Raw genomic sequence first — 19,488 nt, 5'->3', positions numbered from 1 at the left:
ATTCGTTGATGGACTATACACAACAGCTGTTTGAGCAGATGTTTGGTGCTGACTGGGGTATGACAGCTTTTATTTTGGCAAAGAACATTTTCTATATTTTTGTGATTGTTGTGCCATTGCTTTTAGCGGTTGCCTATCTCACATTTGCTGAGCGTAAGATTATCGCTTATATGCAGATTAGGGTAGGGCCCAATCGAGTAACCTTTTTCGGAATTCCATGGTTGCGTGGATGGGGACAGCCTATCGCAGATGCGGTAAAGGCGATCATGAAAGAGATCATTATTCCCACTGGCGCCAACAAGTTCTTGTTTCTGCTTGCACCTATTATTACGATCGCACCCGCCCTAGCAGCATGGGCAGTGGTACCTTTTTCACCTGAACTCGTGCTTGCTGATATCAATGCTGGTCTGCTCTATATTTTAGCGATGACTTCGTTGGGCGTTTATGGTGTGATTATAGCTGGATGGGCTTCTAATTCTAAATATGCGTTCTTGGGATCGATGCGATCTGCGGCACAGCTTGTTTCATATGAGCTGGCGATGGGTTTTGCGCTGGTTTGTGTATTAATGATGTCTCAAAGCTTGAATTTAGGAGATATCGTTAAGGGTCAACAAGGTGATAGTTTTCTGAATTGGTACCTGATTCCTTTATTTCCAATGTTCTTGGTTTACTTTATCTCTGGTGTGGCCGAGACAAATCGTGCTCCATTCGATGTCGCTGAGGGTGAATCAGAAATTGTTGCGGGATTCCATGTTGACTATTCAGGAATGGCATTTACTGTCTTTTTCTTGGCAGAATATGCCAATATGATACTGGTTGCGACGCTTACCAGTATCATGTTTTTAGGTGGCTGGCTTCCTCCATTGAATATTGCACCGTTTACCTTTATACCCGGAATAGTATGGTTGTTATTGAAAATAGCGTTTATGTTATTTTTCTTTTTGTGGTTCCGCGCTACTTTTCCGCGTTATCGCTATGATCAGATTATGCGTCTTGGCTGGAAGATTTTTATTCCGATTACTTTGATATGGATTCTTATATTGGGCGTACTGTTGCAGCTACCTGACTCAAGTAAAGAATTATTCCCACTGAACCTATGGTTTAAATAAAGGGAGGAAGAGAAATGGAACGTATTAAACATTTTTTAAAATCATTTCTGCTGTTTGAATTATTAAAAGGAATGAAAGTTACTGGGCGCTATCTATTTGCGCCTAAGATCACGGTACATTATCCAGAGGAAAAAACGCCCCAATCGCCGCGATTCCGTGGATTGCATGCGCTGCGTCGTTATCCTAATGGAGAGGAGCGTTGTATTGCTTGTAAACTGTGTGAGGCGGTATGCCCCGCTTTGGCAATTACCATTGAATCAGACCAGCGAGAAGATGGAACCCGACGTACGACTCGATATGATATTGATCTAGTAAAGTGTATATTTTGTGGCTTTTGCGAGGAAGCGTGTCCGGTCGACGCAATTGTTGAAACACGGGTACTTGAATACCACGGCGAGATACGTGGCGATCTGACCTATACGAAAGAAATGCTTCTTGCAGTTGGGGATCGTTATGAAGAGCAGATCGCGAAAGACAAAGAAGCCGATGCACCTTACCGATAAACATACAAATTAAGACACTCATGAATTTTCAGGATCTTATATTTTATTTTTTTTCTGGAGTATTAGTGTTGTCTGCGCTAGGGGTAATTACCCTACGTAATCCAGTATATGCTGCATTGTTGTTAGTACTCGCTTTTTTTACTTCTGCTGGAATATGGTTGCTTTTGGAAGCTGAGTTTCTTGCGATTACATTAGTATTAGTTTATGTAGGCGCTGTAATGGTTTTATTCCTATTCGTAGTCATGATGCTGGATATTAATCTTGATCGTTTACGTGAAGGTTTTTGGAAATGGTTTCCATTTGGCGCATTACTATCGTTAGTTTTAGCTATTGAAATGGGTATGGTTTTGATGGGAAGGCAGTTCAATCTGGATAATATGCCAATTCCCCAACCGCACCAGGCTGATTATAGTAATACCAAAGAATTAGGGCGTTTGATATATACCGAGTATGTTTATGCATTTGAATTGGCGGCAGTTATTTTATTGGTAGCAATGGTGGCAGCGATTGCGCTTACTTTACGTTATCGTACTGATAAAAAATCACCAAATCCTTCAAAGCAAATTGCTGTTAAACGAGAAGATCGGTTACGAATAATTTCTATGCCTTCTGAAAATAAAGAATAAAAGTTGTAACGCAGATATAAAAAAATAAAACCATTTATCATATATATTCAGATTAAAAGGTGGTTAGTTGATATCGTTATCTCATTATCTCGTACTTGGTGCAATATTGTTTGCGATAGGCGTGGTTGGTATTTTCCTCAATAGAAAAAATGTGATTATTCTATTGATGTCTATCGAATTAATGCTGTTGGCAGTCAATATAAACTTTGTTGCTTTCTCTCATTTTCTCCAAGATACAGCAGGGCAGATTTTTGTTTTTTTTATCCTTACCGTGGCAGCAGCGGAAGCGGCTATTGGGCTTGCAATACTGGTAGTGCTTTTTCGTAATTTGCGTACCATTAATGTGGATGATCTTGATGAGCTGAAAGGCTAAGAAGGGGAGCATTTGCCTCTTCACAGAGTACAAAACTGTTTGATAACTGACAATTAATATTTTATAACATAGATGGAAAAACTTTATTTACTGGTCCCGCTGGCACCACTCATGGGTGCAATCATTGCAGGACTATTCGGTCGTTTTATAGGCACAATTTGGAGTCATCGGACGACTATATTATTAGTTTTCATATCTCTAATCGCCTCTTTAGTTATTTTTGTCGATGTTTACCAAGGTAATACATATAACGGTAGTGTGTATACATGGATGGTATTGGGCGAAATTCATTTCGAGATTGGATTTTTAATTGATTTGCTTACCGCTACTATGATGGTAGTGGTGACTTTAGTATCGTTGATGGTGCATATCTACACCATTGGTTATATGCATGGTGACCCTGGGTATCAGCGATTTTTTAGTTATATTTCGCTGTTTACTTTTTCCATGCTGATGTTGGTGATGTCTAATAACTTCTTACAGCTTTTCTTTGGCTGGGAAGCGGTAGGGCTTGTTTCCTATTTACTTATTGGTTTCTGGTATACGCGCCCCACTGCGATATATGCCAACTTGAAAGCCTTTCTGGTTAACCGGGTGGGTGATTTCGGTTTTTTGCTGGGTATTGCTTTAGTCCTGATGTATTTTGGAACACTTGATTACGAAATCGTATTCGCTCATGCAAATCATATGGCTGCGCATTCCATAGAAATCATACCGGGACAATCCTGGATGTTGATGACAGTCATATGTCTCTTGTTATTTGTTGGTGCTATGGGAAAGTCTGCTCAATTCCCTTTACATGTGTGGTTACCTGATTCGATGGAAGGCCCTACGCCGATATCCGCTTTGATACATGCAGCTACCATGGTAACCGCCGGTATCTTTATGGTTGCTCGGATGTCACCTTTATTTGAATTGTCTGAAGCAGCGCTATCAACAATCCTGGTAATAGGTGGTATTACTACCTTATTTATGGCGTTGGTTGCCGTGGTACAAAATGACATTAAACGCGTAGTTGCTTTTTCTACATTATCGCAGCTTGGTTACATGACTGTTGCATTAGGCGCATCGGCTTATTCGATCGCTATTTTCCATCTCATGACTCACGCTTTCTTCAAGGCGGTACTGTTTCTTGGTGCAGGCTCAGTGATTATAGCAATGCACCATGAGCAAGATATGCGCCAGATGGGAGGATTAAAAAAGTACATGCCCATCACTTACTGGACAATGTTCATTGCTGCACTAGCAAGTGCAGGTGTACCCGGTTTTTCGGGATTTTTCTCTAAAGATGCGATTATCGAAGCAGTGAAATTTGCAAATATTCCAGGTGCTGAGTTCGCTCATTTTTGTGTACTTGCAACAGTATTTGTTACTGCACTTTATACTTTCCGCTTAATGTTCATGACATTTCATGGTGAAACGCGAATGGATGCCCATACGCGGGACCATTTGCATGAATCACCACGGGTTGTAACAGTACCGCTCATAGTATTGGCGATACCAACTGTTGCTGCTGGCTGGCTGATAGGAACAATGGTATTCGGTGATTATTTTGCAGGAGCTATTAAGATACTTCCGGCACATGGAGCGATTGCAAAATTAGAAGCAGAATTTACAGGTGTCATAGGAATGATGTTGCATGCGTTCTCAACCGCACCTTTCTGGCTTTCACTAGGTGGAATCCTCACTGCTTGGTTTTTATATTTATATAAAACTGAATTACCTGCCAAAATCAAGAGATTATCAGGTCCAATCTATACTTTGCTCGATCGCAAATATTATATCGATGAGATTTATTCATGGCTATTTGCTGGTGGGACGCGCGCGCTAGGATCTGCTTTGTGGAAGATCGGTGATGTCAAAATCATTGATGGTTTCTTTGTCAATGGAACAGCACGTGTAGTTGCTTTGACAGCTTCTGTGACACGACGTTTTCAATCAGGCTACATTTATCATTATGCATTTACCATGATTGTAGGTGTCTTCATTTTAATGAATTTGTGGCTTTTCTATTTCTGAAAAGAAATAGTGTGAAAAAAGAATACAAAGTACCAGATGGTAGTTTTCATGGTGCTCTAAAAAAACAAAAACGCATTTACATGTAAACGAAATGGAATAATCATGTTGGTTGGATTCCCACTATTAAGTTTAGTTATCTGGTTACCTATTATCTTTGGCCTGATTGTTTTGGCGATTGGCAGTGATCGTAATCCCTTATTAGCACGCTGGCTCTCCCTCGTAGGATCAATAATCGGCTTCATTGTAGCGCTACCGCTCTATATGCGCTTTGATCCTACATTGAGTACGATGCAATTTGTAGAGAAATATGTTTGGTTTGAGCGGTTGAATGTTCATTATCATGTGGGTATTGATGGTATCTCTATGCCACTGATTTTACTGAACTGCTTTATTACGCCTTTAATTGTAATAGCCGGATGGGAAGTTATTCGTGAACGTATTTCCCAGTATCTAGGTGCTTTCCTGATTATGTCAGGGATAGTCAACGGCGTATTCGCTTCATTGGATGCAGTTCTTTTCTATACTTTCTGGGAAGCCTCGCTGATTCCCATGTTCATTATTATCGGTGTCTGGGGTGGCCCCAACAGAGTATATGCAGCAATCAAATTCTTTCTATATACATTGCTGGGTTCACTGTTGATGTTAATTGCCCTGATTTACCTGTATCACGTGTCCGATGGTAGTTTCTCAATACTGGATTATCACCAGTTACCGCTCGCAATGACACCGCAAATACTAATATTTGTCGCCTTCTTACTTGCATTTGCAGTCAAAGTGCCAATGTGGCCGGTACATACCTGGTTACCGGATGCGCATGTTGAAGCACCAACCGGTGGATCGGTCGTATTGGCTGCAATATTATTGAAGCTAGGTGGTTATGGTTTTCTGCGATTTTCGTTGCCAATTGCGCCTGATGCGAGCTTATATCTTGCTGATTTGATGATCCTGTTGTCGTTGGTTGCAGTGGTATATATTGGATTAGTAGCATTGATGCAACAAGATATGAAAAAGCTTATTGCTTATTCTTCGGTATCTCATATGGGTTTTGTAACACTCGGTTTTTTTCTATTGAATGATCTCGGAATAGAAGGTGCCATGGTACAGATGATTTCGCATGGATTCATTTCCGGTGCGATGTTTTTGTGCGTAGGTGTTTTATATGACAGATTACACTCACGTCAGATTGCCGATTATGGCGGTGTGATTAATAAAATGCCAATATTTGCTGCTTTCTTCATGTTATTCGCCATGGCTAATTCAGGTTTACCTGGTACGAGTGGTTTCGTAGGAGAATTCATGGTAATTATGGGTACTATTGAGGTCAATTTCTGGTATGCGTTTTTTGCTGCTATGACACTTATTCTAGGAGCCTCTTATACATTATGGATGTATAAACGTGTCATATTTGGCGCTGTGGCAAATGCAAATGTAGAAGCATTAGAAGACATTTCTAAACGTGAATTTATGTTATTAGCAATTCTGGCATTAGCAGTATTATGGTTAGGGGTATATCCGCTTCCGTTAACTGAGATAATGCAAGCTACCATTGGTAACTTGCTGGAACATATGACAATTAGCAAATTATAAAAATTTTAACAACATATTTGGATTAACTCCCCAGAATTTGAGGACAATTAATGGATTTTCTACCGCCTGATTTTACTCCTGCTTATCCAGAGATATTTTTGCTGGTAATGGTATGCGTAGTTATGCTTGTTGATCTGATTGTGGGAGAAAAGAGACGTTATTTTGCTTTTTTTCTGGCACAATTTGCGCTGATTGGTTGCGCAGTACTCACGTTTACTACTTTTTCTTCAAATAGTAATCATACCTTTTCGGGTATGTTTGTTGATGATGCATTGTCAGACATACTCAAATTGATGGTTTATGCCACTGTGGCTGTAGTACTGATCTACTCGCGCATCTACATCGGCGTGCGGGGCATGTTTAAAGGTGAATTTTTTAGCCTTGCCTTGTTTGCGACGCTTGGAATGATGGTCATGATTTCGGCCAGTCATTTCATGACGCTCTATTTGGGATTGGAGCTGCTTTCACTTTCTCTTTATGCAATGGTAGCTTTGCAGCGAGATTCAACGGCTGCCACTGAAGCTGCCATGAAATTTTTTGTATTAGGTGCGCTTGCTTCAGGTTTTTTACTGTATGGCATGTCCATGGTTTATGGTGCAACTGGTACCTTGCATACTACCAAACTGGCAGAGATTATCCAATCAGGCTCGATTGATCATGCTGTATTGATTATAGGCTTGGTGTTTATTGTTGCAGGAATCGCCTTTAAGCTCTACGCAGCTCCTTTTCATATGTGGGCACCAGATGTTTATCAGGGTGCACCTACAGCGGTGACACTATTTGTGGGTTCCGCTCCCAATCTAGCGGGTTTTGCTTTCGTTATGAGATTGCTGGTTGATGGATTAGGAGAGTTGGTAACCGACTGGCAGGGTATGTTAGTCATTCTAGCGGTGGCATCTATGGTCATTGGTAACCTCGTTGCTATCGTGCAAACCAACATTAAACGGATGTTAGCCTATTCGACTATATCGCATATGGGCTTTGTGTTGCTTGGCTTTATTGCTGCTGGAGAAAATGGCTATAGCTCATCATTATTCTACGTTGTGGCTTATGTATTAATGACGCTAGGTGCGTTTGGTATCATCATGATACTTTCACGAGAAGGCTTTGAGTCTGAGAATATCAGTGATCTCAAAGGGCTGAATCAGCGTAATTCTTGGCTGGCGTTGATCATGATGTTCTTAATGCTTTCTATGGCGGGTATTCCCCCGATGATTGGTTTTTATGCAAAATTAGCTGTTCTGCAAGCTGTATTAGGTGTTGATTATATATGGCTGGCTGTAGTAGCTGTGATGCTTTCATTGATTGGTGCATTTTATTATTTACGTATTATTAAATTTATGTATTTCGATGCCCCTGAAACTGATATGCCCATTTTGTCTGGACTGGATATCAAGGTTTTGATCAGTATTAATGGTTTAGCAGTGATCATACTGGGTATTTTTCCTCAAACACTCATGGGGCTGAGTCTTTATGCTATTCAGCAGTAGATGCATAGCCAAAACTTTGTAACTATCAATCTTAATGCTGATTACTTAACATTTTATAATCTGTGTAGATATTTTGCTGTGGCAAAAAGTCAGTTTGAAGTAGCTATAGCACCCAAAGCTTTAATCTCTTCAAAATTAAATCCCCTTTTTTGGGGAAAAGAACGAAGGATTGGCTAAGAAAACAAACAGTTTAAGGTACCCAAAAATGCTCCGCCAAAAAATGTAGCGGAGCATTTTAAATTTTATGGCTTGCTATAGCTAATGCGATAAATGGCACCAGCTTGATCGTCAGAAACTAATAGAGCACCATCCGGCATTACGAGTACATCCACTGGTTTTCCCCAGGTGCTCCCGTTTTCTAACCAACCAGTTGCAAATACCTCTTTTTTGAGCATTTTGTTGTTATCGATGTGTATCCATTCCAACTGATGTCCAGTTTGTGTTCGCTGATTTACAGAGCCATGCTCAGCAATGATAATTTGGTTTTTGAATTCATTTGGAAACATGTTTCCTGTATAAAATCGCATTCCCATTGGTGATACATTCGCCTCCAACCCAATAGCTGGTGGAGTTGATTGCTCACAGCCACGCTTTGCTCCGAATTTGATATCAAGAATATTATTAGCATGACAGTAGGGGAAACCAAAATGCATACCTTTACTAGGTGCATGATTAAGCTCATCAGGTGGCAATTTGCCACTCATCCAGTGCCTTCCAATATCTGTAAACCATAGCTCTTTAGTTTCAGGATGCCAGTCGAATCCAACAGAATTGCGCACGCCTTGAGCAAAAATTTCATAGTTACTTCCATCAGGCATAATACGTGAGATGAGTGCATATTGAGATTGATCTGCTTCACAAGCATCACAAGGGGCGCCTACTGAGACGTAGAGTAAATTGTCAGGACCAAAGGCTATAAAACGCCATCCATGGAACGTCTCTTTGGGAAAGCTATTAGTTACAACTATGGGTTGAGGCGGCTGCTCAAGATTTTCTTCAATTTGATCATAACGAAGAATACGGTCTACTGCTGCAACATACAATGCTCCCTGATGAAATGCCACACCAGAAGGTAGTTTAAGCTTGCTAGCAATAATTCTAACTTGTCGTTTACCATGATGATCCGTGATAGCATAAACATTACCCGCAGATTTCGATCCGACAAATACAGTTCCTTTGTCGCCTATTGCTAGAGCGCGTGCGTCAGGTACCTTCGCCCATAAGCTGATGGAAAAGCCAGGTAGTAATTTGATTTTTTCCAAGGGCAACTTTGTATCTTCTGCAACAGCTTGTATGCTATTGCAAAAAATAAGGATAAAAAGTAATAAAAATAGCGATAATTTCATAACTTGAGTTTCGTGGGGTAGTGGTTGTGTTGATTAGAAATTTTCTGATTAATAAATAAAACTTAAGAAGCCAATTATTTCTGTTTGTTGCTTTAATTAGCAACTTGAAATTTATCAATTTACCCCCACAATGTTACCGCATTTTTTAAGGAGAAAACTATGCAGGCTGCAATAAACAAAGAACATATGAGTTTTCAGGCTGAGGCTAAACAGCTTTTAAAGCTGATGATTCATTCCTTATACAGCAATAAGGAAATATTTTTACGTGAGTTGATTTCTAATGCGTCAGACGCAGCTGATAAGCTACGTTTCGAAGGATTAACAGATGCTGCTTTGTATGAGTCTGACTCTGATCTAAAAATTCGTGTTAGTTATGATAAAGAAGCACGCACAGTTACTATTTCTGATAATGGTATCGGCATGTCCAGGCAGGAGGTCATCGATAACATCGGTACCATTGCTAAATCAGGAACGCGCGAATTTTTCAATTCATTAACTGGAGATCAAGCTAAAGATGCGCATTTGATCGGACAGTTTGGCGTGGGATTTTATTCTGCGTTTATCATAGCGGATAAAGTGACACTTATTACGCGTCGTGCTGGTTTGACGGCTGAACATGGTGTGCAGTGGGAATCTACCGGCGAAGGAGATTACACGCTGGAGACAGTTGAGAAGAAAGATCGTGGCACTCAAATAATTTTGCATTTACGAGAAAATGAAGATGAGCTTTTGAGTGGTTTAAGAATACGATCGATCATTCGCAGATATTCTGATCACATTACCTTGCCTATTGTGATGAAAAAGGAAGAATGGTCACAAGAAAATAATGAATATAAAATTACCGATGAAGATGAAACTATCAATCAAGCAAGTGCTTTATGGGCACGTCCTAAAAGTGAAATTACAAAGGAGCAATACGAAGAATTCTATAAACATGTAGCTCACGATTTTGAACCACCGCTGGCTTATGTTCATGCCAAGGTAGAAGGCAAACAGGAGTACACACAGTTACTTTATATCCCATCACGCGCACCATTTGATTTATTTGATCGCGAACGTCGACATGGTATCAAATTGTATGTTAAACGCGTTTTTATCATGGATGACGCAGAAAAATTGCTACCCAATTACTTGCGTTTTGTACGTGGAGTCATTGATTCTAATGATTTACCGCTAAATGTTTCGCGTGAAATCCTGCAAGAGTCAAAAGATATTGATAATATCAGAGCAGGGTCAGTGAAAAAAATTCTTGGGTTGGTCGAAGATTTTGCCAATAGCGATAATGAAGAAGATCACGAGAAATTCAAGACTTTCTGGAAAGAATTTGGCCAGGTATTGAAGGAAGGTGTAGGTGAAGATTACACCAGTCGAGAGCGTATCGCTAAATTACTTCGCTTCGTTTCAACGAATAGTGATACTGACGAGCAAATAGTATCACTTGATAACTATGTTGCTCGCATGAAAGAAGGACAAGAAAAAATCTATTACGTGACTGCTGATAGTCTAAAAGCTGCTCGAAGCAGTCCACATCTAGAGATATTCCGCAAAAAAGGAATTGAGGTTTTACTGCTGTCTGAGCGTGTGGACGAATGGCTGGTTGCCAATCTACCTGAGCATGCTGGAAAACCACTTCAGTCGGTTGCCAAAGGTAGTCTTGATCTCGGTAAATTAGAAGACGAAGCAGAAAAAAAAGAACAAGAAAAAGAAGCGGACGAGTACAAGGAGCTTACCTCGAAAATGAAAGAAGTATTGGGTGAGCGAATCAAGGATGTACGGGTTACATTCCGTTTGACCGAATCGCCCGCTTGTTTGGTGGTAGATACGTTTGATATGAGTGGCAATCTGGAACGGCTGCTTAAATCTGCAGGTCAGAAGGTGCCCAATACCAAACCTATATTAGAAATTAATCCGCATCATCCGATGGTGCAACGCCTAAAATACGAAGAAGCGAAATTTTCTGATTGGAGCAATATTCTTTTCGATCAGGCATTACTCGCTGAAGGCGGTCAACTCGAGGATCCAGCATCTTTTGTCAAAAGACTCAATGATTTGCTTTTGCAAAATGTGCTAAGCGGAAAATAATAAATAAATGGAGGGGTGCGCGATTTTGTTGGCTACCCTCCGCTAGTTCGTCAAAGGTTTAAGCGTGTAGTTTGAAGTGGAGGAAAGAATAAGTGAGGCAAAGGCAGGCTTGGAATCCCGATTAATGAAGGATTATCAGGCAAGATTGGTCACACCATTTGCTGTATTGGGTATCTGTACGGAAGAAGATTGGTTGACCGATATCGATTATCTACCATTGGATATTCCTCCACTCGCACCAACTAATCCGTTGGCAGAAGAAGTTTGCCGACAACTGCTAGCCTATCTGGATGATCCGGCATTTGTTTTTGATCTGTCACTTCATATCGGGGGTACCCATCATCAAAAGCGAGTATGGGAAGCCATTCGGCAAATCCCATGTGGATCAACGCGTAGCTATGCCGATATCGCCCATCAATTACATTCTGCACCCCGTGCAGTTGGGCAAGCATGCGGTGCAAATCGTCTTCCCATCGTTGTGCCCTGTCATCGTGTCATCGCCAAGAACGGTGGCCTGGGAGGCTTCATGCACGCAAGCGATGGTATGCCGCTTAATATCAAACGCTGGCTCCTTAACCATGAATGCGCATGAATTTATCTGATGTAAATGCAAAGTTATTAGATGAATTCTCCGATGCTCTGTGGCTCGAAGATGGTTTATCACCTAACACGCTGGCAAGCTATCGCAGTGACTTGGGGCAATTAGGCGAATGGTTAGTTAAACAAAGCCAAGATCCACGATCGCTAATCGAAGCAACCCATTCTGATTTGTTGGCATTTCTAGCCAGCAGAGTTTCTTCTCTGGCCAAAGCCAGTACGACGAGTCGTGAATTATCAAGTATGAAGCGATTTTATCGTTTCTTGCTGCGCCAGGGGAAAATCAGAATTGATCCCTCTCTCAATATCGAGAGTCCTAAACTACCACGCTCTTTACCTGAGAGCTTAACTGAAGCAGAAGTTGAAACATTGCTCAGTGCACCAGATATCACGCAGCCATTGGGCTTGCGTGACCGTGCGATGCTGGAGGTACTTTATGCCACAGGACTACGTGTATCTGAGCTCGTGAGCCTTAGAGTTGCTCAAGTCAACTCGGATATGGGTATAGTGCGTGTCATGGGGAAAGGCAGCAAGGAACGCTTGGTACCTCTTGGTGAAGAAGCACTTTACTGGGTCAACGATTATGTCAAAAAGGCTCGTCCATTTCTGTTGAATAATAAAGTGACAGACAAATTATTTGTGACTGCCCGCAGTGATACCATGACACGCCAAACTTTCTGGTATCTAATTAAGCGTCATGCCCAGCAGGCCGGTATTGTTAAATCGCTATCACCCCATACTTTGCGCCATGCGTTTGCAACACATCTTCTCAATCATGGTGCTGATCTGCGAGTTGTTCAGCTATTACTGGGGCACGCAGATATTTCTACTACACAGATTTATACTCATGTTGCCAGGGAAAGATTAAAGCAACTGCATGCTAAACATCATCCTCGAGGTTAGTCTGTGCTTAAATACCGAATGAGTGCAGTGTATTGCTTAATAGACAGGGATTATTACCACGCATTAGGTAACTTCTGTACTTTGTGATTGTTGTGTCTTATCTAGTTCTCGAATCAACTTCTTTTAGTCAGCAACAGAAAAATAGTCGCACTTGTCAGCAGCAAAAAAGCTGCAAGCGACCAATCTGGAATAGTAAGAGATAGCAACTGCCAGCTGACATCTGCGCAGTCGCCATTAGCTTCGAACATACTAGGCCACCACTCAGCGATGGGTAATGCATTCAGAAAAGCCTCCTCTGGGCTGATGCCACACTCAAAGGAGTCAGGATAGCGTATCAGCCAGGCATGACGACCTGCAATGATGGCACCAAGCAGAGCAAAGATGAGCATTAGACTGCCATATACCCTACGCGCGATTTTCTGGGGATTATGTAGGAAAGCAAATAGTGCAGTCAGCCCGACGCACCAATAAGCAATTCGTTGTGCTACACAAAGGGGGCATGGCAGTAGTCCTTCTACCCATTGCAGATAGAGCGCATAGCCAATCAAGCCTGCGCAACTCAGAAAAATCAGTAAAAAGATAATTCGCATCGGTTTGTTTCTTTAAGGCATTTCAGTTGAAAATAATTAGGGGATATTTAAGCGATAGGTAATTTTATGAAAATAATATTTCAAGATATGGTGGTATCAGATTGCTGACAGTCAATGGTTTTAGTTTTCTTTCGCATACTGCCACTGATTATTTTATATTCGAGCAGACGGCATTCCAAAGCACCGTTAAATAATGGGATACGACGTGATGCAGTCAGTCGTATTAATTTGGGCAAGAGTGGATCGGCAGTAAAAATATAAGCGTTCCAACCAGAGAATTTCTTTTTCAGCACATCTCCTAGCTTGGGATAAAGTTGTGCAAGCGCTTGCTGCTCACCGATACGTACCCCATAAGGAGGATTGGTCACGATAATCCCACTTGCGGCTGGGGCAGCTATTTCCAGCACATTGGCCTGTTTCAAGCTGACGACATCGATCAATCCAGCGGCAGTCAGATTGTTGCGAGCATGAGCGAGTGCATAGCCGTATAAATCACTACCAAAAATGAGCTGAGGTGTAAGAGGGAGTTGTTGAGCCTGAGCTGATCGTTTGAGTTGTTCCCATAATACAGCATCCAGTAGTTTAAATTTCTCAAATGCAAAATGCCGTCCTGAACCAGGGGCAATGCAACAAGCCATCTGGGCTGCTTCCATTAAGAATGTACCACTGCCACACATCGGATCAAGTAGCGGAATACCGGGTTGCCAGCCAGTAAGATATAAAATGCCTGCTGCTAAATTTTCACGTAAGGGCGCTTCTCCAGCGTTCTTCCTTAAGCCACGTTTAAACAGCGCCTCGCCTGAGGTATCAAGATAGAGGGTAAACGTCTGTCCATCAAGAAAACCATGAATACGGATGGCAGGGTTGACGGTATCGACATTCGGGCGCTGACCGCAAACATCCCGAAATTTGTCACAAACGGCATCCTTGATTTTTAGCGTGACGAAATCCAGGCTGCGCAGTGGGCATTTTATTGCGGCCAAATTAACCCGTATAGACAGTTCCGGGCCAAACCATTTATGCCACGGTAGCGCATGAGTGATGTTATAAATATCAGCTTCATTATGGTAGGGTTGACTGGCAATTTGCCATAGGATGCGACTAGCAACACGGCTTTCCAGGTTAGCACGATAACAGATGCGCCAATCGCCTTGGAACGCAACACCACCGTGTAACGTTTGAATAGCTGCAGCACCGAGTTGTGCCAGCTCACTGACGAGCACAGATTCAAGACCGCGAGGGCAGGGTGCAAAGAAATGCTGAAATTTCATGTGGTAAATTAATTAGTTGACGCTGCTTTTTATTTTCCTGTCCATACCGCATAGGCAAACAACAGCCAGGCACTCATGTAAGAAAGACCTCCGAATGGCGCGACTATGCCCAGCCCACGTATTCCGGTGACACTTATGATGTAAAGCGTACCTGAAAATAACACGATACCAGTAAACATCAACCAGCCTGATAACTTCAATAGTCGCGATTGTGGCAAATTGAGTAACAACACTAATCCAACTAAGATAAGCCCTAGCGCATGATAGAAATGATATTGCACGCTGGTTTGAAAGATAGTGAGCATATCGGTAGTAAGTGTATGTTTCAAGCCATGTGAGCCTAAAGCACCGAGAAGAACGCATAAAAATGCATTGATCGAACCAAGTGTAAGAAAGATTCTGGGCATTATTAGTTAAATTCCTTTTAAATTTGTAAATAAATAAAAATTAGGCAAATCTTTATCAGTGAGATAGCACTGCCACAGTCTGCATCAACTATTACTAAATTGTCTATCAACACCTATTTTCCTGTTTCAGTTACTCTGGCTTGAGCCCATCCTTTAGCAAAAGTGATCCGGATATCATCGATCGAATGAATTTGTTTCCAGTCATGCACGATATACCCATCAGCTGTATATGTAATGCTATAACCACGCGCTAATACTGCTTGCGGATTGAGATGAGCGAGGTTCGCTTGTTGGCGCTGAAGATTATTTTCTAAAATTTCGATTCTATGCTTACCAGCGCGACGTAGCTGGAGCGCTATATCATATTGCTGCTTGAGCAGAATAGGAATATTGGGTGCGCTGGTATACATCCGCCGATTAAACTCATTTAGCTTCCAGCGGAATGCTTCCATATTCCTTAAGCAGGCATTTAAAAGTCTTTCCCGCAAGTGCTGAAGATGTTTTACTTGATTGAAAATACGATCGCCAGGGTGTTGCAGACGGTGCGTCAGCAAATCAATCATTTGCATGCGGCGCTCAATGCCACGTTGTATTCCATGCTGCATGCGATGATTTAAATGACGGAGGTGATTGGATATCTCTTGAGCATTTGGAGAGATGATTTGTGCGGCGCCTGTAGGGGTAGGTGCGCGCACATCTGCGACAAAATCAGCAATAGTAAAGTCAGTTTCATGGCCAATACCCGTTACAATGGGAATAGAACAAACATAAATAGCTTGTGCGACAATTTCCTCATTGAATGCCCACAGATCTTCAATTGACCCGCCTCCACGGCAGAGGATCAACACATCACATTCCATCCGCTTCATGGCTAAGTGGATTGCTGCGGCTATTTTAGCGGCGGCACCTTCTCCCTGCACCGGAGCAGGATAAATAATTACGGGTAATGCAGGCATTCGACGCTGCAATGTGGTTAACACATCATGTAATGCAGCAGTATTGAGTGAGGTGATGATGCCGACTTGCCTGGGGAAAGTAGGCAGTGTTTTTTTGTGAGCTGGGTTGAATAGTCCTGCTTGTTCCAATTTAGCTTTGAGTCGTTCAAACGCTTCATAGAGTAATCCTAGCCCCGCGCGGCGAATGTTTTCAACGGTTAGTTGGAATTCACCCCGCGCTTCATAAAGTGTTGCCAAAGCGTGAACCTCGACTTGCATACCTTCTTTAGGTTGCCAGTTCAGATACTGATTTTTATGATGAAACATCACGCAGCGTACTTGAGCGTTGGCATCCTTAAGAGAAAAGTACCAGTGACCAGAATGGTATTGCTTAAGATTGGAAATTTCACCACTTACCCATAGGAGCGGCAGGGTATGTTCTAGTATTTCCCTTGCGCTCCGGTTTAATTCGGTGACACTTAATACTGATTGAAAGCCAATAGGCTGAAAAGAAAAGTTCATTTAATCATTTTACAATAATCCATATTTTTCTTAATTATTGTTTAATGAATAAAATATCTTTAAGAAAATAGTATGTTAAAGTAACATATTGTTGTTAAATGTTTTTATTGAAATAAAAAATTAAAAAAATAATATTTTAATAAAATTATTTATTCATTATATTCATATACATAAACTTATCCACAAAAATTATAAATAAAAAAATATTTATATATTCTTGCTGAAAATATATTGTCACGATACATTACGGCCTGATTTGCTTTCTAATCTTTATTTTTACTGTAGTGGGCACATCGAACTAGTCGTTCAATACTTAAGTATTCTTCACAATCTATCTGATTTATTGAACAAAATATTTTGTAATTACAAAATATATTAAATGCCACTATCTGGGGGATTAACGCGTGATTTCAATTATTCAAGCTGCCGGTTGGCCGATATGGCCAATCATCTTTGCTTCTATTGTTGCAATTGCCATTATCGGCGAGCGTTTATGGAGTCTTCGTCTGAGCAAGGTCGCTCCAAGAGATTTGTTGTCAAGAGTATTACAGGAGTATCGTAGAACGGGAATAAACGCCGAGATGTTGTCACGCTTAGAGAACAATTCACCATTGGGACGCATTTTTGTAGCAGGGCTCAGGAATGTTGACAGTTCACGAGAAATTATGAAAGAGTCTATCGAAGAAGCTGGACGTGGAGTGGCGCATGAACTTGATCGTTATCTTACTACATTAGGAACTATTGCTTCCTTGAGTCCGTTAATGGGGTTATTCGGCACACTGATTGGTATGATCGAAATTTTTGGTTCCAATGCGCCTACAGGTAGTAATCCGGCACAACTTGCCCATGGTATATCGGTAGCATTGTATAATGCTGCCTTTGGCATACTTGTGGCGATACCCAGCATGATTTTCTACCGGCATTTTCGTGCCAAAGTAGATGCACTGGTCATGGAAATGGAATTGCAAGCTTTAAAACTGGTTGAAGTTGTCCACGGAGAGCGCCAAATTTAAACAAGATAAATATAGTAAGATGTGACATAAGCTGAATTTGGTCGAGCTTTTTTGGGGTACCTTTTGCCACAACATCTTACTGTTTCTGTTTATAAGTTGTGCTTTCCTGTCTAATGTATGATTTAAAGGGATTGTTTTGTTAAATTGGGGTTGCTCCCTCATTACTGGGGGAGGGAGCTTTATTGGGGCACATCTAGTAAGGCAGCTGCTGGAACAAGGTGAGACAGTAAAAGTATTAGAGCTTGAAGATATCTCTCTATCGAGTGACGTGGAAGTAATACGAGGTTCTGTGACTGATGTTGATACGGTACGTCATGCCTTAAAAGGTGTGCAACGTCTCTATCACTTGGCGGGAAATTCGGATTTATGGGTGCAAGACAAACGCGTATTCAAGGTGTGAATTATGAAGGGACGTGTAAAGTATTGTCAGAGGCGGCACGAGCGGATCTGGACGTTGTGGTATATACTTCTACTGAGTCAATATTAACTGGTAAGCAACAAGGAGATCACCCTATTGATTCCTCGGTCAGGCGAGAACTGAATGAAATGCCAAGACCTTATTGTCGTTCAAAATTTCTTGCGGAACAAACAGCATTCAACGCTGCAAGGAATGGATTGTCAGTAGTGATTGTTTCTCCGACATTACCTATAGGACCTGGAGATCGAAGGATTACGCCTCCCACGCGTATGATTCTGTATTTTTTAAATTGTAAAATACCTGCCTATCTTGATTGTAGATTTAATCTGGTTGATGTGCGGGATGTAGCCAAAGGACATATTCTGGCAGCTCAGTATGGCCGTCCAGGGGAGCGTTACATTCTGGGCAATGAGAATCTGACTTTGGGTGATTTATTGCTGTTGATTCAAGATATTACTGGATTGGCTATGCCAAAATTTCGCATTCCTCACTGGCTGACTCTAATTGTGGAAGCATTTTCTAAATTGACAGCTGACTATATTACTCATAAACCTCCCAGGGCACCACTGACGGGTGTCAGGCTCGCAGCTCGTTCCATGTTTTTCGAGAGTAATAAAGCTGTGCAAGAATTGGGTTTTCAGCAAAGCTCAATACGTCAGGCCCTGATTGATCAAATTGAATGGTTGGTTAAAGAAGGGTACGTGACGCGTACTCTACCACTACACAAAAATATGTGATGCATCATGTTTATTGATTTCTGTTTAGTCCATTCTGCCAAGTATTTTAATGGCTATGTCCTAACCAATCACTTTGGCAGGATAAAAAGCTGGTTCTGGATATGAGACAAAGTCATTTAGCTGTTATCTTGTTGTCTATCCTGGTCATTTTCTGTACAGGGTGCACTTCTACACCCAAAAATCAAAATGAGATGGAGGTAGCTGATCCTTATGAATCCATTAATCGTAAATCTTATTGGTTTACGGATGTGATTGACCGAAAGATTTTGGAGCCAGTGGCAGATGTTTATATAGAGCATGTTCCTAATGCAATACAGCGTCCTATTGGGAATTTTTATCGAAACCTTGCTTATCCAAATGTAGCATTGAATGCTTTTCTGCAGGGGAAAGTACGCCAGGGGTTCGAGGACAGCATGCGTTTCGTGATCAATTCGACCATCGGTATATTTGGACTCGCTGATATGGCAGGCCATATGGGTTTTAAGGAAAATGACGAGGATTTTGGGCAAACATTGGCTGTATGGGGGCTAAATAGCGGTTCTTATCTATTTGTTCCCATTCATGGACCAAGTAGTAGTCGAGATATCATGGATTTGCCGGTGAGTATCTTTACTGATGCTTTGTTTTACGCGAGTTATGTAATCAGTGGACCTGCGATAATCCCCATTCTATTTTTAAGAGCTGTAGACAAACGCGCAAGACTTTCAGGGCCAATGAAAATTCGTGATCAATCGGCTTTGGATCCTTACTTGTTTGTACGCGAAGCTTATACACAGCAGCGTGAATTCCTGATTTATGATGGTAACCCTCCCACCGATCGTTATAATCATCTTTATATAGACATAGAAGAGGTGGATGATGAGAAAGAGGGGAATGATGTTGCTAAATAGATCAGTTTCTGGAGTGATTTGTTTTTGTAGCGATTCTTTTTTGTTGTGATATAACCCAACTGGATATCAG

At 41.4% G+C, this 19,488-nt stretch carries 17 protein-coding genes and 1 pseudogene; 13 read left to right on the top strand and 5 right to left on the bottom strand.

What is annotated here, in order from left to right:
- Positions 1–8 precede the first annotated feature (8 nt).
- The 7 genes from nuoH (at position 9) to nuoN (ending at position 7,707) form a co-directional block, all read left to right on the top strand.
- Positions 9–1,109, top strand: coding sequence for an NADH-quinone oxidoreductase subunit NuoH (nuoH, locus tag R2Q26_RS02580; protein WP_090567243.1), 1,101 nt, complete (start codon positions 9–11; stop codon positions 1,107–1,109).
- Between the two features lie 14 nt (positions 1,110–1,123).
- Complete coding sequence (gene nuoI, locus R2Q26_RS02575; protein ID WP_317534840.1) at positions 1,124–1,612, top strand: NADH-quinone oxidoreductase subunit NuoI; 489 nt, start codon at positions 1,124–1,126, stop codon at positions 1,610–1,612.
- Positions 1,613–1,632: 20 nt separating this feature from the next.
- Positions 1,633–2,238: an NADH-quinone oxidoreductase subunit J gene (locus R2Q26_RS02570; protein WP_317534839.1), complete on the top strand. Its 606-nt coding sequence runs from the start codon at positions 1,633–1,635 to the stop codon at positions 2,236–2,238.
- 67 nt (positions 2,239–2,305) lie between these two features.
- Positions 2,306–2,611, top strand: a complete 306-nt coding sequence (nuoK, locus tag R2Q26_RS02565; protein WP_090567235.1) for an NADH-quinone oxidoreductase subunit NuoK — start codon at positions 2,306–2,308, stop codon at positions 2,609–2,611.
- A 72-nt stretch (positions 2,612–2,683) separates the two neighbouring features.
- Complete coding sequence (gene nuoL, locus R2Q26_RS02560) at positions 2,684–4,630, top strand: NADH-quinone oxidoreductase subunit L (protein ID WP_317534838.1); 1,947 nt, start codon at positions 2,684–2,686, stop codon at positions 4,628–4,630.
- Between the two features lie 102 nt (positions 4,631–4,732).
- A complete protein-coding gene (locus R2Q26_RS02555) occupies positions 4,733–6,217 on the top strand; it encodes an NADH-quinone oxidoreductase subunit M (RefSeq protein WP_317534837.1) in 1,485 nt (494 codons plus the stop codon).
- A gap of 50 nt (positions 6,218–6,267) precedes the next feature.
- Positions 6,268–7,707, top strand: coding sequence for an NADH-quinone oxidoreductase subunit NuoN (nuoN, locus tag R2Q26_RS02550; RefSeq protein WP_317534836.1), 1,440 nt, complete (start codon positions 6,268–6,270; stop codon positions 7,705–7,707).
- Between the two features lie 242 nt (positions 7,708–7,949).
- Here the strand turns inward: nuoN and R2Q26_RS02545 are convergent, their stop codons facing one another.
- On the bottom strand, positions 7,950–8,969 hold the full coding sequence (locus R2Q26_RS02545; RefSeq protein ID WP_317534835.1) for a PQQ-dependent sugar dehydrogenase: 1,020 nt from the start codon (positions 8,967–8,969) through the stop codon (positions 7,950–7,952).
- 243 nt (positions 8,970–9,212) lie between these two features.
- Here R2Q26_RS02545 and htpG point away from each other — a divergent pair, with 243 nt between their 5' ends.
- From htpG to xerD, 3 genes are all read left to right on the top strand, one after another.
- On the top strand, positions 9,213–11,135 hold the full coding sequence (htpG, locus tag R2Q26_RS02540) for a molecular chaperone HtpG (protein ID WP_317534834.1): 1,923 nt from the start codon (positions 9,213–9,215) through the stop codon (positions 11,133–11,135).
- Between the two features lie 124 nt (positions 11,136–11,259).
- Positions 11,260–11,727 carry a methylated-DNA--[protein]-cysteine S-methyltransferase gene (locus R2Q26_RS02535; protein ID WP_090567329.1) on the top strand — a complete coding sequence of 156 codons (468 nt, stop codon included), beginning with the start codon at positions 11,260–11,262 and terminating at the stop codon, positions 11,725–11,727.
- The gene (gene xerD, locus R2Q26_RS02530) at positions 11,724–12,635 is read left to right on the top strand and encodes a site-specific tyrosine recombinase XerD (protein ID WP_090567217.1); all 912 of its coding nucleotides are present in this window, start codon (positions 11,724–11,726) and stop codon (positions 12,633–12,635) included. The genes R2Q26_RS02535 and xerD overlap by 4 nt, the downstream gene beginning before the upstream one ends.
- A 113-nt stretch (positions 12,636–12,748) precedes the next feature.
- On the opposite strand, the gene R2Q26_RS02525 is transcribed toward xerD, so the two are convergent.
- From R2Q26_RS02525 to xseA, 4 genes are all read right to left on the bottom strand, one after another.
- Positions 12,749–13,225 carry a disulfide bond formation protein B gene (locus R2Q26_RS02525; protein WP_317534833.1) on the bottom strand — a complete coding sequence of 159 codons (477 nt, stop codon included), beginning with the start codon at positions 13,223–13,225 and terminating at the stop codon, positions 12,749–12,751.
- 80 nt (positions 13,226–13,305) lie between these two features.
- Positions 13,306–14,496 carry a class I SAM-dependent RNA methyltransferase gene (locus tag R2Q26_RS02520; protein WP_317534832.1) on the bottom strand — a complete coding sequence of 397 codons (1,191 nt, stop codon included), beginning with the start codon at positions 14,494–14,496 and terminating at the stop codon, positions 13,306–13,308.
- A gap of 29 nt (positions 14,497–14,525) precedes the next feature.
- Positions 14,526–14,903, bottom strand: coding sequence for a DUF423 domain-containing protein (locus R2Q26_RS02515; protein ID WP_317534831.1), 378 nt, complete (start codon positions 14,901–14,903; stop codon positions 14,526–14,528).
- Positions 14,904–15,016: 113 nt separating this feature from the next.
- Positions 15,017–16,360, bottom strand: a complete 1,344-nt coding sequence (gene xseA / locus R2Q26_RS02510) for an exodeoxyribonuclease VII large subunit (RefSeq protein ID WP_317534830.1) — start codon at positions 16,358–16,360, stop codon at positions 15,017–15,019.
- A 404-nt stretch (positions 16,361–16,764) separates the two neighbouring features.
- On the opposite strand from xseA, the gene R2Q26_RS02505 reads away from it, so the two are divergent.
- The 3 genes and pseudogenes from R2Q26_RS02505 to R2Q26_RS02490 all read left to right on the top strand — a co-directional run bounded on the left by R2Q26_RS02505 (position 16,765) and on the right by R2Q26_RS02490 (position 19,418).
- Positions 16,765–17,373, top strand: a complete 609-nt coding sequence (locus R2Q26_RS02505; RefSeq protein ID WP_090567202.1) for a MotA/TolQ/ExbB proton channel family protein — start codon at positions 16,765–16,767, stop codon at positions 17,371–17,373.
- A gap of 169 nt (positions 17,374–17,542) precedes the next feature.
- Positions 17,543–18,528 (top strand): annotated as a pseudogene (locus tag R2Q26_RS02495) (NAD-dependent epimerase/dehydratase family protein); the annotation flags it as partial.
- A 101-nt stretch (positions 18,529–18,629) separates the two neighbouring features.
- Entirely contained in the window at positions 18,630–19,418 is a 789-nt protein-coding gene (locus R2Q26_RS02490; RefSeq protein ID WP_317534827.1) for a VacJ family lipoprotein, read from the top strand.
- Positions 19,419–19,488 lie beyond the last annotated feature (70 nt).

It is taken from the genome of Nitrosomonas sp. Is37, from assembly GCF_033063275.1.
Taxonomy (GTDB): Bacteria; Pseudomonadota; Gammaproteobacteria; order Burkholderiales; family Nitrosomonadaceae; genus Nitrosomonas.
The sequence above is the reverse complement of the archived record's forward strand: the minus strand, read 5'-3'. Positions and strand labels throughout refer to the sequence as shown.

Coding starts and splice junctions, on each gene's coding strand:
- nuoH (WP_090567243.1), top strand. CDS start 9: ATGGACTATACACAACAGCTGTTTGAGCAGATGTTTGGTGCTGACTGG.
- nuoI (WP_317534840.1), top strand. CDS start 1,124: ATGGAACGTATTAAACATTTTTTAAAATCATTTCTGCTGTTTGAATTA.
- R2Q26_RS02570 (WP_317534839.1), top strand. CDS start 1,633: ATGAATTTTCAGGATCTTATATTTTATTTTTTTTCTGGAGTATTAGTG.
- nuoL (WP_317534838.1), top strand. CDS start 2,684: ATGGAAAAACTTTATTTACTGGTCCCGCTGGCACCACTCATGGGTGCA.
- R2Q26_RS02555 (WP_317534837.1), top strand. CDS start 4,733: ATGTTGGTTGGATTCCCACTATTAAGTTTAGTTATCTGGTTACCTATT.
- nuoN (WP_317534836.1), top strand. CDS start 6,268: ATGGATTTTCTACCGCCTGATTTTACTCCTGCTTATCCAGAGATATTT.
- htpG (WP_317534834.1), top strand. CDS start 9,213: ATGCAGGCTGCAATAAACAAAGAACATATGAGTTTTCAGGCTGAGGCT.
- R2Q26_RS02535 (WP_090567329.1), top strand. CDS start 11,260: ATGAAGGATTATCAGGCAAGATTGGTCACACCATTTGCTGTATTGGGT.
- xerD (WP_090567217.1), top strand. CDS start 11,724: ATGAATTTATCTGATGTAAATGCAAAGTTATTAGATGAATTCTCCGAT.
- R2Q26_RS02525 (WP_317534833.1), bottom strand. CDS start 13,225: ATGCGAATTATCTTTTTACTGATTTTTCTGAGTTGCGCAGGCTTGATT.
- R2Q26_RS02520 (WP_317534832.1), bottom strand. CDS start 14,496: ATGAAATTTCAGCATTTCTTTGCACCCTGCCCTCGCGGTCTTGAATCT.
- R2Q26_RS02515 (WP_317534831.1), bottom strand. CDS start 14,903: ATGCCCAGAATCTTTCTTACACTTGGTTCGATCAATGCATTTTTATGC.
- xseA (WP_317534830.1), bottom strand. CDS start 16,360: ATGAACTTTTCTTTTCAGCCTATTGGCTTTCAATCAGTATTAAGTGTC.
- R2Q26_RS02490 (WP_317534827.1), top strand. CDS start 18,630: ATGAGACAAAGTCATTTAGCTGTTATCTTGTTGTCTATCCTGGTCATT.